The sequence below is a fragment of the Dictyobacter arantiisoli genome (assembly GCF_008326305.1).
Classification (GTDB): domain Bacteria; phylum Chloroflexota; class Ktedonobacteria; order Ktedonobacterales; family Ktedonobacteraceae; genus Dictyobacter; species Dictyobacter arantiisoli.
Window position 1 is genome coordinate 120,487 of record NZ_BIXY01000001.1, and the last position, 17,376, is coordinate 137,862.

General features: G+C 49.7%; 16 protein-coding genes. 5 read left to right on the plus strand and 11 right to left on the minus strand.

Annotated features, from left to right (window positions below; all coding sequences use genetic code 11):
- Positions 1-68 precede the first annotated feature (68 nt).
- Complete coding sequence (locus tag F1593_RS00415; protein ID WP_149399179.1) at positions 69-554, minus strand: FtsB family cell division protein; 486 nt, start codon at positions 552-554, stop codon at positions 69-71.
- Positions 555-998: 444 nt separating this feature from the next.
- Complete coding sequence (locus tag F1593_RS00420; protein WP_149399181.1) at positions 999-1,415, minus strand: hypothetical protein; 417 nt, start codon at positions 1,413-1,415, stop codon at positions 999-1,001.
- Between the two features lie 407 nt (positions 1,416-1,822).
- Here F1593_RS00420 and F1593_RS00425 point away from each other — a divergent pair, with 407 nt between their 5' ends.
- From F1593_RS00425 to F1593_RS00435, 3 genes are all read left to right on the plus strand, one after another.
- Entirely contained in the window at positions 1,823-2,329 is a 507-nt protein-coding gene (locus F1593_RS00425; protein ID WP_149399183.1) for a hypothetical protein, read from the plus strand.
- Positions 2,330-2,686: 357 nt separating this feature from the next.
- The gene (rho, locus tag F1593_RS00430; RefSeq protein ID WP_149399472.1) at positions 2,687-3,958 is read left to right on the plus strand and encodes a transcription termination factor Rho; all 1,272 of its coding nucleotides are present in this window, start codon (positions 2,687-2,689) and stop codon (positions 3,956-3,958) included.
- Positions 3,959-4,339: 381 nt separating this feature from the next.
- Complete coding sequence (locus F1593_RS00435; RefSeq protein WP_149399185.1) at positions 4,340-4,852, plus strand: hypothetical protein; 513 nt, start codon at positions 4,340-4,342, stop codon at positions 4,850-4,852.
- A 168-nt stretch (positions 4,853-5,020) separates the two neighbouring features.
- On the opposite strand, the gene F1593_RS00440 is transcribed toward F1593_RS00435, so the two are convergent.
- A complete protein-coding gene (locus F1593_RS00440; protein WP_149399187.1) occupies positions 5,021-6,166 on the minus strand; it encodes an ABC transporter ATP-binding protein in 1,146 nt (381 codons plus the stop codon).
- Between the two features lie 318 nt (positions 6,167-6,484).
- Here F1593_RS00440 and F1593_RS00445 point away from each other — a divergent pair, with 318 nt between their 5' ends.
- Positions 6,485-6,883 carry a winged helix-turn-helix transcriptional regulator gene (locus F1593_RS00445; RefSeq protein ID WP_149399190.1) on the plus strand — a complete coding sequence of 133 codons (399 nt, stop codon included), beginning with the start codon at positions 6,485-6,487 and terminating at the stop codon, positions 6,881-6,883.
- Positions 6,884-7,168: 285 nt separating this feature from the next.
- On the plus strand, positions 7,169-7,663 hold the full coding sequence (locus tag F1593_RS00450; RefSeq protein ID WP_149399193.1) for an HIT family protein: 495 nt from the start codon (positions 7,169-7,171) through the stop codon (positions 7,661-7,663).
- Positions 7,664-7,843: 180 nt separating this feature from the next.
- Here the strand turns inward: F1593_RS00450 and F1593_RS00455 are convergent, their stop codons facing one another.
- From F1593_RS00455 to F1593_RS00490, 8 genes are all read right to left on the minus strand, one after another.
- Positions 7,844-8,569 (minus strand): response regulator, encoded by a 726-nt coding sequence (locus F1593_RS00455; protein ID WP_172631750.1) that lies wholly within the window; start codon positions 8,567-8,569, stop codon positions 7,844-7,846.
- Positions 8,570-8,639: 70 nt separating this feature from the next.
- Positions 8,640-9,431, minus strand: coding sequence for a phosphate ABC transporter ATP-binding protein PstB (gene pstB / locus F1593_RS00460; protein WP_149399474.1), 792 nt, complete (start codon positions 9,429-9,431; stop codon positions 8,640-8,642).
- A gap of 433 nt (positions 9,432-9,864) precedes the next feature.
- Positions 9,865-10,335 carry a hypothetical protein gene (locus F1593_RS00465; protein WP_149399198.1) on the minus strand — a complete coding sequence of 157 codons (471 nt, stop codon included), beginning with the start codon at positions 10,333-10,335 and terminating at the stop codon, positions 9,865-9,867.
- Between the two features lie 212 nt (positions 10,336-10,547).
- The gene (locus tag F1593_RS00470; protein ID WP_149399200.1) at positions 10,548-11,450 is read right to left on the minus strand and encodes a WD40 repeat domain-containing protein; all 903 of its coding nucleotides are present in this window, start codon (positions 11,448-11,450) and stop codon (positions 10,548-10,550) included.
- Positions 11,451-11,455: 5 nt separating this feature from the next.
- Positions 11,456-11,941 (minus strand): molybdopterin adenylyltransferase, encoded by a 486-nt coding sequence (gene mog, locus F1593_RS00475; protein ID WP_149399202.1) that lies wholly within the window; start codon positions 11,939-11,941, stop codon positions 11,456-11,458.
- A gap of 1 nt (position 11,942) precedes the next feature.
- The gene (locus tag F1593_RS00480; RefSeq protein WP_149399204.1) at positions 11,943-12,599 is read right to left on the minus strand and encodes a CpXC domain-containing protein; all 657 of its coding nucleotides are present in this window, start codon (positions 12,597-12,599) and stop codon (positions 11,943-11,945) included.
- Between the two features lie 145 nt (positions 12,600-12,744).
- Complete coding sequence (locus F1593_RS00485; RefSeq protein ID WP_149399206.1) at positions 12,745-14,013, minus strand: DNA double-strand break repair nuclease NurA; 1,269 nt, start codon at positions 14,011-14,013, stop codon at positions 12,745-12,747.
- A gap of 12 nt (positions 14,014-14,025) precedes the next feature.
- Positions 14,026-17,244: an AAA family ATPase gene (locus tag F1593_RS00490; protein WP_149399208.1), complete on the minus strand. Its 3,219-nt coding sequence runs from the start codon at positions 17,242-17,244 to the stop codon at positions 14,026-14,028.
- Between the last annotated feature and the right edge of the window lie 132 nt (positions 17,245-17,376).

Below are 17,376 nucleotides of genomic sequence, written 5' to 3' on the forward strand. Positions count from 1 at the left end.
AAACAACAAAGCTATTAACAAATCGTGAAAGAGAGTAACAACTATACTTACAGATATTGACCGGCTATTCAATTGGATATGCCAAAGAATAGACGCCACCAATCGTTCCAGTAGCCCGCATGCGAGGATGCAGGGGTCGAGGACGATGCTCGTGCTGGCTGTGGCTGATCGCCATTCATGATCACGACAGGTTGTTCACCGGGACGTATATAGCCAAGTTCTTCTCGTGCTTCACTTTCAACCACGGCTGGATCTTGATAATGTTGGGCCGCATGCTGAAGTTGCGTGTGCTTTGCCTGTACCTGTTCCAGATTTTGCTGTTCCTTGTGAACCTGGGCAATAAAATGATCATTTGACCACGCCTGCGCGAAGGTGGCGAGTAGAAAGGCAATGCAGACCAATCCAGTGATCCATAGCAAGGTCCGCGTAAAGAGTGATGTGCGTCGTGCGCGTGAACGACCAAATGTCTCTTCCATCCCAATGGCTGAAGTCACATGGGCGGAACTTGCCTCTGGTCGCGCCGCAAATTGTGGTCTTCTTGGGCGACTTTGCACATTCCCTCCTTTCAAGTAATATACGAATTACACACCTTATAAGTATCATGATCCCCATTTTATCACGCATTCAAGCCCTATTTAGATGCTACACGCAACGTGTAGGAGAATCTGACACATTCTCCTAGAGAGTGTCAGCCTCCCGTGGTCTCCACAGTCTCTGTACATGAGTTTTTGCACCTGCGGTGCTCAAACATCTTTTTAGTGTGTAGCAAGATCCCGATGGTACTGGGAGTCTGACACATTCACAGCTTGAGTTTGTACAATTTTGAAAACATGAGCTCGAAAATGCGTCGCACTGGCCCTTTTTCGCAGGCTCAAAAACCTAAAAATGTACAAAGCCGAGCACAGACGCTGGGAAGAGGAATTTGCTAGAGAGAGAGGGATGAGATGGGGAAGTAAGAGGAGCCGTCTCAGAAATAATAACAGTCTTTTACGGCCCTCTTAGCGCATATGTAAAACCAATAAACCCATGATATCGAAGCCAATCAGCACAAACATTAAGGCCAGACCAAAGAAGATAATCCATTGTTGCCAGCGCTGACGCGGAGATGAATTCTCAAATAAATAGGACAATGGCTCCGTCTGTGGACCGGTCTGTGCCTGGATCAATGGTTCCGTCTTGTACAGCGGCCGGGACTGTACTGTACGCAGCGTGAGATCACTTAGATGACTATGCTCTGCCATAATGCGCTCGCTCAGTGCCTCATCAAAGGAGGCATGTAAAGCCTCCTCATTGATAGGTAGTGGTTTGGGGAGCACAATACCCATTGGTTGCGTCGCATAGCGGTCATCTGTTGCCGTGACTGGTGGACATATATCCAGGGCTGTATCAGTGTTGATACACAATGTCGCATTCATGCCTCTACCTACCTCCTTAGTAATCTATTCTCTACACGATGAATAATAGCGGAAGTAAGACAAAAATACATGGGTCAGATGACCTGTTTTGAGCTCGCATAGCAGCGATTAAGGAAAATCTAATCCTATTGCCAGCAGGAATTAATGCTTGAGCACCTGACGCGGGTAAGGTCTACTCTTTATCATCGGTCCAGGCACGGCAAACGAGAGATCTTCAGGCTGCAGGCAGTGCTGCCGATAACAGCAAAGAGTGAAAAATGGGGATGTACAGAACATTCCAGAGCCGCTGGTATACTGAATTCGCGAGTCAAAAATTGTAGCTATGCCAACAACTACAAGCCGTATTCGCATGCTCAATGGTAAGAGTAGAGCGCTATTTTTTTCTATTTTTTATAAGGAGTCCCCACATGCTACCCTCTGTACTCATGCATGAGTCTGTCTTGCATGGACGACCTACTGATAGATACAACCTGACAGGATATTTGCAGTGGATCTGGCAAGTGTATTTTACCGATAGCTTTTTCGTCAATGAAGTCACCATTGATTATTGCTATCCCTGGAAAGCACGCCTGGGATTGATCCGCCTCTCTGTGGATAATACGGAGACATTCATTGGGATCAATACGCTTCTACAATCGTTCCAGGTGCCTGAGTATGTCATCATCACGACTATCGCACATGAATTGGTGCATTATATTCATGGCTTTGGCTCACCGCTCCCGCGTCTCTACCAACATCCACACGCCAACCGCGTCGTCGATCGTGAATTAGAGAAGCGCGAATTGGGCGAATACCTGCGCTGTTGCAACGAATGGATTGACAAGTACTGGTATTCATTCTATGATATGCAACGGGCGGCTGGTTGGGCGGGGATTCGGGATATCAATCGCTCCCCACACCGAAAAAGCAAGTAGAATGCATTCCAAAAAAACAGGCATTTTCGTTGCTTTGTAGAAACAGAAGAAGATGCAGGTGCCACACTTGACATCCCTTAGTGCCTGTGGTATATTCTAGCTAACTCTAGGGATACGTACTACGCTAAGCAGATAACTCACAGGTTCCCACCTGAGGTATGCGTGTTGTACAGCATCTCTGGCATACGGCTGGCACCTCTTTAATAACCATCAAGCCACCTATGACCAAGTCTTTCAAGCAGGGTAATATTTTCAACATGACCCGAAATATGAAATTCCCACCATTAACCATCCTGGTTCAACCGCAGAAAGGAGAAAGGGCGTTTTCCTCAAGTGTCTGCTGCGCCCTTACACAACGTGAACATAGCTGAGTTAGAAACGAAAACCATCACAGAGTTACGCGATATCGCTCGCGACCTCGAACTCTCTGGTTATAGCATCCTCAAGAAACAGGACCTCGTTTTCAGACTTCTACAAGCCAATACCGAGCAACAAGGTAACATTTTTAGCGCGGGAGTATTGGAAATCGTAGAGGATGGATTCGGCTTCCTACGCCAGGAACGCTTCCTACCAGGCAACATGGATGTCTATGTTTCGCAATCCCAAATTCGCCGATTTGGCTTGCGCACAGGTGACATGGTCTTTGGTCAGGTGCGCCCGCCCAAAGATAACGAGAAATATTACGGACTCCTGCGCGTTGAGGCCATCAATGGGGTAGACCCGGAGATCGCTAAACGGCGCCCTCATTTCGATAACCTGACGCCGATTTTCCCGCGTGAGATGTTTAATCTGGAAACAGGTTCTTCCAATATCTCGGGACGACTGGTCAATCTGGTAGCCCCCATTGGACGCGGACAACGTGGTTTGATTGTTTCTCCCCCCAAAGCCGGTAAAACCCTCCTCCTGAAGTCTATCGCCAATTCCATTACCGAAAATTATAGTGACACCCATTTGATGATTGCATTGATCGGTGAGCGTCCTGAAGAAGTGACAGACATGAAGCGCTCGGTGAGAGCTGAAGTGATCAGCTCAACCTTTGATGAGCCAACTGAGGCGCATACACGGGTGGCAGAGATGGTGCTTGAACGCGCGAAACGTCTGGTTGAAGGTGGCCGCGATGTCGTGATCCTGCTGGATAGTATTACCCGTTTGAGCCGTGCCTATAACCTGGCAGTTCAGCCCAGCGGTCGTACCCTCTCCGGCGGTCTTGATCCCAGCGCCCTCATTCCACCCAAGCGTTTCTTCGGTGCCGCTCGTAAGATCGAAGAAGGTGGTAGCTTAACTATCATCGCGACAGCCCTGGTAGACACTGGTAGCCGCATGGATGACGTGATCTATGAAGAGTTTAAAGGTACCGGCAATATGGAACTGTTGCTGGATCGCAAGTTGGCTGAACGCCGCGTCTTCCCAGCCATCGATATTGCTCGCTCCAGTACACGCCGCGAAGAACTACTCCTCGATGATAAAACTCTGCGTTCGATTGTGGTTATGCGTCGTATGTTCTCCACCCTGGCAGATCAGCAGAGTGGCAAGAGCAGCTTAGAGGCAACGGAAGCATTGCTTCAACATATGACCAAGACCAGCAATAACACAGAGTTTTTAGCCACGCTCACCAAGAGCATTTTCTAACAGCACACATCCCAGCACTCTGAAATGACCGTGTAACTTTACCACCATATTAATTACCAACATCGGTGCGTTCCGTATTGGACAGTACCGATGTTGGCATCCTCCTCTTGTTTGCCTCCTGCGACGGCGACAAAAGCCAACGTAGCCGCCACCGTTCTACAGTAGAGTCGCACGCAAACTTCACCCCGAAGACGCGCCAATGGCCGTTGGAGGTATGGCTTTCCGCGCTCTTCCGCATACGTTGGACCTGACGTCCTGCCCTGCCCTGCCCTGCGCATGAACATTGGAACACCCTGATGCATATGATTGATACATTGCACGATTCGTCTGCCATTGCTACAATACACAATAGGAATTGGTAAGATTTTTGGAGAGCTTTACATGGCATCATCTTCAGTCGCGCAAGAACAGGTCTTTATTGGGCCAGGATTAAGTCTATTTAAACGTGTTGTGACTATTATCGGACTCATTGCTATCGTTGCACTGATCTTATGGATCGCAGTCTACCAGCATGCGAACCGCAACGATGCTTCAGTCATCGGTAGTACAATCGCGGCTATCCTGTTTGTGGCTGGCTTCGCGTATTATCTCCGTCTGGTGGCTCCTGTTTCTTTTACGATTACGCTCACTCCGACTTCTCTGGTGCGCACGACCGGTCGAGGCGAGACAATTGATTTGAAGTGGGAGGATATTCCACGCATTAAAGAGGAATTTTTCCCCAATGGCAAACGTATCAGCATCAATGTCTATCGCAAAGTGACTGAACCAGGTCAGAAGGCAAAAGCCTGGGCCGTCTATCGCGATGATATCAAGAATTTAGATACGCTGGCCGAGTCCCTGCAACAGATTATCCCACCGACCTGCCAGTGGGAACGCGAAACAGTACACGATTAGAGCGCCAGGCAGATGCTGACGCGCCTGCGACATTATTCCGTGTTACACAAAAAAGTTTTTCGGACTTTTTGTGCAACACGGAATAACTGTTTTTGGGCACCTCAAATGTGAAAATACATGCGTGAAAGTCATGGAAACGATGGGAGTCGGGGGCATACTTCCTAAAATTTAGAGATATGCATTGGCTTCTGAGGCTTTGAAGGTCGCGTAGATTGTTTGTTGTTCGCTCAGTCCCATACGTAGCGCGGACGCCTCAGTAATCTCAGCGGTCAGAGGAGCATCACTTTGCTGAAGTTGGATACTGACCCGCACAATCCCTTCGTGGCTGCCATTGCTGGTTCCTACCTGGAGAATATGTATGATGCTTCCCTGAAAAATATTGCGGGCTGATCCTTCGGGTGGCGTCTGATGCAAGGTGATACTGCGTGGATCAATGACCACAAATACTTCTTGTTCGCGTTCAGGCAATGCTGTTCCCATCTCGGCACGATCCTTCAGGGTAGCTACCACGGTTGTCGATGCGCCTCCTGTAGCGCCATGTGGCAATTGAATGATGCAGGTTGTGGGATTTTCATAGTGTATAATACGGCCCCGCAAGAAATTGACACCTACTAATTCAGCGATATAGGTGGAACGTGGATATTCACGTAACTCGCGCTGCGCTCCCTGCTGGATCAGTTGACCATGATCCATCACCAGGATCTGATCACCGAAGAGCAATCCATCCAGATAGTGGTGAGTTACGAAGAGGGTTGTAACGGCGATTTCGCGCAGCAACTGGCGCAATTCCTGACGGACCTCACGTCTGGTCTGGACATCTAATGCGGCAAGCGGCTCATCAAGCAGTAAGAGCTGAGGACGTAGTGCCAGGGCGCGCGCGATAGCCACCCGTTGCTGCTGTCCACCCGAAAGCTGCGCAGGCAGACGAGATGCCAGTTCGCCAAGCCGGACTCGCTCCAATGCCTCGCCAGTACGCTGACGGATAATAGAACGTGGCAAATGTTGGGCCCGCAAGCCAAAGGCGATATTTTCAAAGACGGTTAAATGAGGAAATAGAACATAATCCTGAAAGACATAACCAAATGGCCGCGCTTGAGGTGGAATCACAATATGCCGTGTGCTATCATAATAAGGAACATTATCTAAAATAATGTGACCCTGCTCAGGTAGTTGTAATCCCGCCAGCAAACGCAAAACGGTACTCTTACCGGCTCCACTCTCGCCTAAAAGAATGGTAGTCTGACCTGTCTGAGCAGTAAAGGCTATATTAAGCTGAAAAGTATCAAAGTGAACGCATAGGGCGACATCAAGCATATTTTTTCTTCCATTCTCTCATATTGTCTGTATTGTACTCTTTCTCTATTTTCTTGTACAGGATTCCTTGTAGCATTTCCAGACCATTCCCCTACCCCTGCTTGACGTTCTGGACCTCAGGTAAGGGAGGCATCTTTAACGATCCCGCTGTTGTTCCTACATAGGGGGACTTACTTTTTACACGTTACGTTTCTTGCCTTAGAATAAAAAACATGGTATACTGATAATCACTTCAATTAATAGGTCGTAAGCTGATAAAGATATCTCTATTCTGTGAACCCCAGAATAGCAGAATAGGAAATGGTAGGCAGCGTATTTATGGCGACCAAGCCAACAGAACAAACAATACAAGCCGCTTCCCTGACTGCTTCATGTCCTCGTTATGAGCATGCGGTGCAGGTGATTTGCAAACGCTGGACTGGATTGTTATTAAACGCGCTCATGCAAGGTCCTCGACGCTTTTGCGAATTAACCTCGCTTGTCGAAGGTCTGTCAGACCGCGTTTTAAGCGATCGGCTACGCGAATTAGAGATGGAAGGTATCGTTAAACGTGTCGTTTACCCACAGATTCCTGTGCGGATTGAATATCAGTTAACTGAAAAGGGCTATGCGCTGAAACCAGTGACTGATGCAATTCACGTCTGGGCAAATGATTGGGTAGAATACACAGACTCCTGTGACACCGCTACCCTCAATGATGCAACTGGTAGATCCTAATATTCCACATCACCAGCTAACTCTATTGAGTATGCACGCCGGTTCACCAGGCAACATCCTTCCATTATAAAATTGCTACGCTTCCTGCTCGTGTGAGCAGATCCTCGTATTAAAAGGGATATCCGGCAGAAAAGCGTGGCGTAGTTCTCAGCACAATAATGATATACTGTGTGCAGTCTCTCTGTGCGCTAATACTAGCTACGAGGATTAGCTTCACGCACACAGTAACTATCTTACTGATGTGGTGCAGAAGCGCTATTCTACACAATTTGAGGCCATAATAGCATGGATAATTTATGGGCACCCTGGCGTATGGCGTTTATCGATCCCAAAGATCCTCCACCGCCAGGTTGTATCTTTTGTACCCAACCAGCCGCACGCGATGATCGGAAGTATCATATCTTACACCGTGGCGAGCATTGTTTTATGATGTTGAATCTCTATCCGTATAGCAACGGTCATCTTATGATTGCGCCCTACCAGCATACTGGCGCGCTTGATCTATTAAGCGCGGAGACGCTGGCGGATATGATGGCGCAGGCACAGTGGGCCTTACGGGCCTTAAAACTGGCGATGAAACCCGATGGCTTTAATATGGGCATCAACATGGGAAAAGTTGCGGGTGCTGGCTTCGCGGAACATGTTCATTATCATGTGGTCCCACGCTGGAATGGAGATACGAACTTCATGCCAGTGATCGGGGATGTCAAAGTCATGCCAGAACACCTGGATATTGTCTATGAGCATCTGCTGCAGGCTCTGGCCGAAACTAAATCCTGAAAGCCAACGTAGGAACCACTATTCACGGGCAATAACGCTTCAACAAGAGAATTCATGAAGGGAAGTGTAGGTGCAGCACGAACGTTTTCCATCATTCTCGCCAATCCCGGTCTGTCCATCATAATTCTCGTTATTTTAGCGGTATTGTCCGTGAAGGGTGGCGCTACGAGGTTGGTGGGGTTAGCCACGGAAGACATAGCCTACGCCACGCACGGTTTGCAGGAGTTTGGGGCTGGCAGGATCTAGTTCGAGCTTTTCACGTAACCAGCGGATATGGACATCAACGGTACGCGTATCTCCCACATAATCATAGCCCCAGACGTGCTGTAACAATTGATCACGCGTCAGGACGGTTCCATGATTGCGAGCCAGATAGATAAGCAAGTCATATTGCTTTGGCTGCAGGTCAATCATCTGTCCACGAATCGTCACTTGCCTGCCTGATAGATTGACATGCAGATCGCCAACAACCAGTTCATTGCGTTTGGATGGGGGTTGGCGTTCGCGTGGCTGTTCCTCGGCCCCATTGGGATAATCCGCGCGTCGTAAGAGGGCACGGACACGCGCTAACAGCTCACGGCGTCCAAAGGGTTTCGTAATATAATCATCAGCACCAACCTCAAGCCCCACTACTTTATCAATCTCATCCCCTTTAGCTGTCAACATAACGATCGGAGTGGTCGCAGTCGCATCCTGACGGCGTAACTGGCGGCATACTTCCAATCCATCCATACCGGGCAGCATTACATCCAGCACCACAAGATCTGGTGGCTCGCGCCGGGCTTCATCCAGGGCACTCAAGCCATTGGACGCCGTAACAACTCGATAGCCCGCCTGTTCCAGATTATAGGTAATGGTTTCGAGCAAAATATCTTCGTCATCAACTACCAATATTCGACGTACCACGGTCATCTCCCCTGTCAGGACAATATAGATCAGATCAGTGCTTCAGACTCCATAAAAATTTCATTATATACTAACCGAAGCGGCCGCTGATATAATCTTCGGTAGCTCTCTGTTGTGGACGTTCAAATAGCTGAACAGTTGGAGCATACTCTATCAATTTGCCACTTAAGAAAAAGCCAGTAAAGTGCGAGACACGCGCTGCCTGTTGCATATTATGTGTCACTATTACAACAGTATACTCTTTGACAAGCTCAGTAATCAGTTCTTCAATCTTCAGGGTCGCAATCGGGTCCAGAGCTGAGCAAGGTTCATCCATTAAAAGCACTTCAGGCTCAATGGCCAGGGCACGCGCAATACATAGACGCTGCTGTTGACCACCCGAGAGACTCAGAGCGGAAGTATGCAAACGATCCTTCACTTCATCCCAGAGCGCAGCTCCACGCAAGCTATATTCGACACGCTCCTGAATATGTTTCCTTGACTTTCCCTGAACACGCAATCCATATGCAATATTATCATATATCGATTTTTGAAAAGGATTGGCACGCTGGAAAACCATCCCGATACGCTGGCGTAGCAACACCACGTCGGTCTTTTTGTCATAAATATTGGCTCCACTGAAGAGAGCCTGCCCCTGAATGCGCGTGCCGGGAATCAAGTCGTTCATGCGATTCAAGCTGCGTAAAAAGGTTGATTTGCCGCAACCAGAAGGTCCAATTAACGCAGTAACCTGACGGTCGCGAATTGGCAAGGAGATATCATACAATGCCTGCTTCGAGCCATAAAAGAAATTCGCATTTTTAACATCGATTTTAAGTGGAGAACGCACATTTAACGTTTGAGTAGGATCGAAGTGACCCATATGCTCATTTTTTTCCTCCACAACCTCTTGAATAGCCGTATCAGCACTGATTTTTGTCCGGGTCGCGGCGTTGCTCTCAGATTGTGGTTGTTTATCGCCACTATGAAATTGTTGCGGTTCCATTCTTCCTCCTTAATAGGCACGCTGCTTCAAAATTATCACTGTTCGGTTAAAAATATCTTATGCAGAGGTTAAGAGAATGTTAAAAAAAATCCCTGGGGATAGGTTTGTGTAGACCTCGTCCTCACGGTGAGGCTCGGAAGATGAGCAGAGATGCATATTGATAACACATACACGAGTGTTGGAAAAGCGAGCAAAGATCTTTGGGATGATGAGATCTTATTATAACGCTAGTACGTTCATCCCGGGGGCCAGTACTCCTGCGGCGCGGGACAGCCTCACCATAAAAGGATGGCCTCCAGGATGAGGGCTATTAATTATGGTCGGCAGAGTCGGCTGTGGCTGTTGCGGAGTTAGCTTCTTCTTGAACTGGCTGCTCATCTGCGACGGTTGAGTTTGTAGGTTCAGCGGTTGCATCAGTAACAGGTTCTTCAACATTGCCCGGCTGATTGCTTTCAGCAGCAGCAGGAGTGTCCTGCTCAAAAGAATAAGCACCATTGCTCTGTAAAATTTCACTGACCTCTTGCTCGCGGCCATCAGGGCGAATAGAAACAACGATTTTCCCGGATTTATAGGCATTATTGTAATAGCTTGCCTGCTCTTCAGGCATGCCAAGTTTTTCCAGGTCAGATTGTAAATCAGAGGTCGCATGGCTGGATGAATTGATAGCTACCCCGACCTGATCATAGCGTAAGCCAAGGGTACGCAAGGTATCAACTGCCTGCCTGGCAGGATTCTCTGCTTGAAAAATACCTACGATAAGTGGTGTCTGATATGTTGTCATACAAATTCCTTTCAGACTAATCTTCCCAATACTACTTTTGCTCAGCCATCCAACACTTCATTTACTACGTATGTCTGATGGAATTGGATGCAAAAACTGTCTGAACAGGACATTTTTCGGCTCTTTATCCTTCCGGGTGATGGGGGAAGGGAATAATGGCAAGGACTGTCATGCCCCCGGCATGCCTGCCACCTCTGCACCCTGCATTCACCCTATAGCTGGATTGTTGTGAGGTGGATTGTTTTTTGGCTGGTGGAGGCGAGCAGAGGATGGGTAGGGGACCAGTCCAGTGCTCGTATCCAGGCCTGATGAAGATCTGAGAGGGCCAGATAGGTGGTGTCTGGATCAGAGGCGGACCAGATGCGTAGAATTGTATCGTCGCCACCGGAGGCGATTGCGGTTCCATCGGGCGACCAGGCGAGAGCTTTGATAGCTCGCGTATGCTGGGGATAGACATGCAGCAGGCGCCCCGTCGTAGCATCCCAGATATGCGCCCGGGTATCCTGACCGGCGGAAGCCATATGGATACCATCAGGCGACCAGCCCAACGTATAGACGGGTCCAGTGTGGTGTGTATAGGTAAGTGGTGGAGGTGCTTCGATTGGGAGCCAGATTTGTACGACGTTATCAAAGCTGGCGGAGGCAATACGACTGCCATCCGGCGACCAGGGTGCGGCAAAGATACGATACTGGCTACGGTGAGTATAGATATGCTGGCCGCTCAAGGCATCCCAGATCTGTACGGTATTATCGCCAAAGTCGCCTCCTGAAGCGATGGTATGTCCATCAGGTGACCAGGAGATGCTATGTACAAAGCGTTGATGACCGCGATAGGTTGTCACGACACGACCAGTGCTTGCCTCCCAGACATAAATGATCCCATTCAGATCACCGCTGGCGAGATAGCATGCATCCGGCGACCAGTCCAGGGCAAGTATGCAGGCTTGATGTGTGCGAAAAGTGTAGATAGTATGCCCGCTCTCAGGTTCCCAGATACGTACGGTATTATCGCGTCCACCGGAGGCGATACGTGTGCCGGCGGGCGACCAGCTTAGAGTAAAAACATTATCGGTATGTTCGGTATAATGAGAGTAGCTAGTTGCTGTGACACCCATGAAGGCTAATGCTCCCTGGGGCCATCAATAAGTAGATTGATGGCATGTGGCAATACGGGCAGGACATATTCGAGGCATTCCTGCACTGCCTTGGGGCTCCCTGGCAGATTAATAATCAGAGTATGCCCACGTACGCCAGCTACGCCACGGGAAAGCATCGCCATAGGCGTATATTGCAGGCTAATGGCACGTAATGCCTCAGCAATCCCCGGTGCCTCCCGTTCAATGACAGTGTTTGTCGCTTCAGGAGTGACATCGCGTGGAGCAAGACCAGTACCACCTGTGGTCAGAATCAGATTCAGATGTTGCTCATCGCTCCATTGGAGCAGGGTGCTGACAATCTGATCCTGCTCATCGGGAACAATCCTCTGAGAATGGACAGCTGAGTCCGGGAGTCGAGCGACTAATTCCCGGATACGTTCGCCGCTGATATCCTGGCGTTCATGGCGGGCTGCTCCATCGCTAATGGTCAGAATGCCAATGGTGATCATATTACCCTCGTGTTGCCAATTCACGCATTAAAGCGCCTACCTGACGGCGAGATCCATGGACCCAGACGGTATATTCATCGGGTTGATCTTCCACCTCGATACAGCATCCCATTTCGGTTGCGAGTTTGCGTGTAATATCATGGAATTGTCCGCGTTCCGCCTCATTCCGGCTCTGCGTACTCAAGGCCAGACGACCAAGGCGATCTTCTGGCGACAAAACAGCGCCAATCACCTCACCTAACTGCTCGATCCCAAAGACCACCTTCAAAGGAGGCATATCTTTCGCCTCGGAAGGGGTCAGCGAGACGACACGTCCGCCATTGTTATTCTCATCTTTATTACTTTGCTGATCACGCACCTTGCTCGCATCCATGTATACGTCGCGCAACTTTTCGAGGATCAATATACGCGCATCCTCAGGAGCATCGGCGCGTGGATGTACATAGGCCAGAATTTTATAGGCTGGATCGGAATAGACAAATGGCGTCGAAATAGCAGCCCTTCTCCCACAATTGGGACAGGTCGCCACATTGATTAAACCTGCCAGCACGACATAGCGCAGGTGTGGATCTTCTGCGGCATTTACATATTCATACGCCTGACCGGAAAATGGTTGTCCACAGGGACAGGTAAAAGTGTGTGTTGTTGAGCGTGACATATGACAAATTCTTCGCTATAACTTCTATCTAGTGAACGGATACAGATCAATACTCTCATAAGTATAACATACTTTTTGCGAAGATTCCCCGGCCATTGCACATGCTGGATCGTCCATTTTCCACTCACTACATCCATTTTCAAGGTCAGCGGCGGCGATTCTTGCTCAAGGCTTTGGTTGAGTAATTGAATTTGACTCCCTGATGCTCCATAAAAGCCTGGAAGTGGCCATAGAATTCGTTGCGGTCTTGCATGGAGATGACCGAGACGGCATCGGCGGTCTCAATGGCGTAGGGATAGCCATTGCCAGCAATAATTTCAGCGCGCACTACATCTAATACGGGTTCGAGAATGCCATCATCGATCATCCAACGCGGAAACTCGAGGCGCGTCGGTGGCCGGGTGCCAGAGGTTTGCAAATAACAGAAGGCGATGCTGTTGTGATAGGAGCCATAGCTGGCGAGAACGTCGTTACGAGCACAGATCATGGCAGGTGTGCGATCCCCCCAGTGGAGATGTCCCTTCCAGAGCAGGGCATCGTGTATTTTCCTGGTATCGCGCAAGACGGGTTGGGATGTGGTCGCATCCAGCCGCCGCAACATGGTAATCATATCGCGAGCATAGCTGGTATCAATATAGCCGATCAATGGCACGCGCAATTCCTCAGAGGTCCGCAGCAAAGAGATAGCAGCGTCGATGTAGCGCTGGCGATAGGGGTTGGGCATGGTGAGGGCGAAGGAGACGACCAGTGAGCCATCAAAGAAGACGACCGGACTGTATAATGGATCATCATCGCTGCGCACAGCCGCATACTGCTGCATAAGTGAGCAGAGCGTCTCAACTTCGAGCAGATAACGGCGCTGTGTTACCTGCATCTCAGAATAGGGATAGCTATCGGGATCATCTGAATCGTCGTGAACCTCTTCCATGAGCTCTTCGGGGGCCAGCACATCCATGCGCACATCTTTAGTATAGGGTTTGCTGCGCGAATGAGGATTAACAAAGAAGCCAACCTGGACCAGACCAACAGGAATTGAGGCGTCGCGCCAGGGCATCAACTGGCTGCCATCAACCGCAATCGTTGTAATCCCTTCAATACATTCGGCCCACAGTCGGGATTGTTCATGGGTATGGAATTCCCGTCCAAAGGGAAAAACCGGACCGTGATAATCCTGTTCGGTGATATTTGCCAGCCAGTGATCAAACTCCATGGTAGGACGAGCACCTGCGGAGGATATACCGCTATCCTCAGGAGGTAACATCCTTTCAAGCTGATTGCTGGATGTATAACGCTCATGAAGGCTTTCAAGGGCGTGTTGATAGAGTAATAGCTGCTCGGTGAAAGAGCCATCAAACTGCGAGAATTGTCCTTTTTTCGCGTTGAGCGCGGCCAATAACTTGCCTTTGTGCAGCATAATCTCTCCCTGCTAGTTAGTCGACAGCAATGAACGATCCTGTCCATGCGTTCCCGTATCACTCTGCCAGGTCTGGTTAAAGGTGGCCTGGGGCAATGCTCCATCATCGTCATCGAGGATGCGCGTCTCGCCATTGACCTTGTTGAGACGAACCAGACTGTCGAGTCCCTGTTCAAACGTATCATCGTGACTGATCACAATCAACTGATCAAAGCCACGCACACGCCGGATCTGCTCGGCCAGATTCATACGCCGTAGCTCATCCATGTTCTGGGTGGGCTCATCGAAGAAGGCAATATTGAGAGTTGAGAGCTTCTTGAGGAGCGCCAGACGGACCGCGAGGGCGGCACTCATCTGCTCGCCGCCACTCAATTGGGCAAAGCTGCGATCAACGCTCTGGCGGCGCATAATGATCTCATAATCATTGCGCCAGGATAACTGGACACTGCGATCACCGATCACCTCGCCAAAAATACGATTAGCCTCCGCGGAAATATCGGCCAACATCGCCTTTAAAACATGGGGAGCGGCCTCTTTAATCATGCCACGGAACTGCTCGGTCATTTTGGTGAGATCGTTTAAGGTCTGTTGTTCGGTACGGGCCGTCTCTAATTCATGATAGAGCGCCTCGGCTCGTTCGATATCCTGTTCCAGCTTCGCAATTTGCTCTTGCAGAGATTTCATGTTTCCGGCCAGTTCGTTCTGCGTATCTTTAAGCTGCCCAATCGTTGTGCGCAGGGTATCCAGTTCTTGCTGCTGGAAAGCTGCCTGAGCCTGCTGAAAGGCTTGCTGAAGCTGTTGCAATTGCTGTGCGGCCTGTGCAGTGGCCGTGCTTTGCTGCTGATAAGCCTCTGTGCGTTCAGGGAGAAGCTGGGCCTCATTCTGATATTGGAGATAACGCTGATAACCAGCCTTACTGAGCTGGCTAATAGCCTCCTGCTGCGCGATCATACTATCCAGCGTGGCATAAGCTACCAGTTGGCTATCCAGGGCCTGTAACTGCTCCTCTGACTGCTGTTGCTGTAATCGAGAACTGGCAAGCTGTTGCTGATACTGGGCCTCTTTCGCAATCACCTCTTGTCTGGCTCGGCTCTCAGAACGGGGATCATTCAATGCAACCAGTTCCGCTTCAAGCTGCTTGAGTCTGCTCAAGCTCCCCTGCAATTGTGTAGCCTCTTGTTGAAATGTCTGGATATCGGCAGCCACCTGTTCAAGCTGACGATGCCATTGCTCCTGCTGCTTCTGCAAGCCATCCAATTCACGTACCTGCTTATCGGCGTTCCGACTCTCACGTAACTCTTTCTCCGCCTCTTGCAGTTGCTGTTCTACCTGCTCGATAGCTTGCAGATCTTGATTGAGGATAGCAATTTCTTGCTCTGAACGTGTGATATCGCGTTTCAGACGCTGCATCTGTTCTGCCAGTGCATCGCGCTTCTCAGTATAGAGTTGTTGTCTGCTCAAAGCCTCTACAAAGGGTTGGATCTGATCCATGCGCTCCGTCAGACGATTTTGCCGGGTGATAATAATTGCGATGTTTTGCTTTTCTGTGACCAGCAGATCTTCAAAATAAGACTCCAGACTGACGATGCCACGTTGGCGGATGTTGAGACAACTTTCATTGAGCAAAGGACACTGTCCACCAGCTGATTGTGCCCGCGAACGGGCATAACCTTCAACGTTACCCTCTAAACGGTTCCGCTGTGCGGTAAGTTCCAGTAAGCGCTGTTCGAGCTCTGGCTGCTCCCCGGCCTCGCTACGATGCTTTGCGATATATTCCAGATTATTTTCAGCGCGCGCGAGTTTAACATTCAGTGGATCGTGCTCTTTCTGCCTTTCTTGCAAGAGCCTGATCTTCTCCTGGAGCTGTTGCTGCTTTTCGCTACGACGACCAGCCAGAGCTCGTAAATCGGTATAGGTCTCAGTGCGCGCTTCCAGCAATTGAGCCAGCGGCTGCAAGGGCTCGATAGCACTGATACGGACCTGACAACGTTCGCATTCCTGTTTCAAGCGTTTATATTGTGCCTGCGCCTGCTCGATCCTGATCGTGATATCATCATAGCGCTGCTTCTGCTGGCGCGCCTCATCGCGCTGCTGCTCCAGGCTCATCTGCCTTTCAACCAGTGGAGCGAGATCAGCAATACGGCGGCGGGCGCTCTCGACCTCCTGCAACTGATCCTGATGATGTTTGATGCGCTCCTCAAGCTGGAGGCGGGTACTCTCTATCGATGAGTGTTGCTGGCGCAAGGCATCGCGCTGACTGATCTGTTGTCGTAAGTCGCGGAGCGTCAGGGTGGCCTGCTGATTGCGTTCATAATCCACCTGAGACTCACTCACAATCTGCCGGGCGGTGCGAGCAGCCTCATAGCTCTGGGTACGTTGTTGTAGCAGTTGGAGGGCATAATCATAATGCTGGGAGGCTTGCTGATGCTGAATATCCAGTTCTCTGAGCTGCTCGGCCTGTTGATCCAGAACAACTTTGCGCCGTTCATATTGAATAAGTTGCTCACTCAATTGTGCATTGCGTTGCATATTCTGCAGATCTTCCTGGCGCTTCACCTTTAAATCTGCGCGCCAGGCATCCAAATCCCGCGTCTCATATTGCAGGCGATCAATGATGCTCTGCTGTTCCTGGGCCTGAGCTTTATAATAATTCTGGGTATCAAGCAGATTCTTAGCGGCTGTGGGATAATCCTCGATCTGGAGCAGGGCATCAAAGGTAAGCTTCCGTTTGGCTGGAGTTTCCAGGAAGATGGAGGTAAATGTTCCCTGTGGAACACCCAGGGCGTCGCGGAAGAGGGCATCCAGCGAGCGGCCACGCTCAATACCAAAGAGTTCGTGAAGCTTATCCAGAACGTCAGCCCGCTGCTCAAGGCGCATATCGGCCTCTTTGTCATAGATCAGCCAGTGCGCGCCAGAACCGATACGGCGCTCTACCGTGTAAGGACGCTCGTCGCTACCGATCAGATGAATGACAATCTTGCCACTTTTTTCGCCTTCGCGGATAAACTGGCTCTGATTATAGGAAAGATGGTCGAAGAGCGCGAAACCGATAGCCTCAACCAGCGTCGTTTTGCCAGCGCCATTGGAACCACTGATAGCGGTTGTGCCACGTCGAACATCCACACTAATTTGACGATAACTTTTTATATTTTCTAACTCAATACGCGTAATGAGCATAATACAGCGGCCAGCCTTCCCTGCAGGCAATTGCGAAAATAAAGATACCTGCACAACAACTATTCTGTATCAAGATAGCAAAAGTGGAAACATTCAGGCGCATTATAACATGCCTGGGAAGAATACCCCTGGAGACAGGCAAGAGTGAGGAATGCCGATCCACACAGAGCCTCATCGTAAAGGATG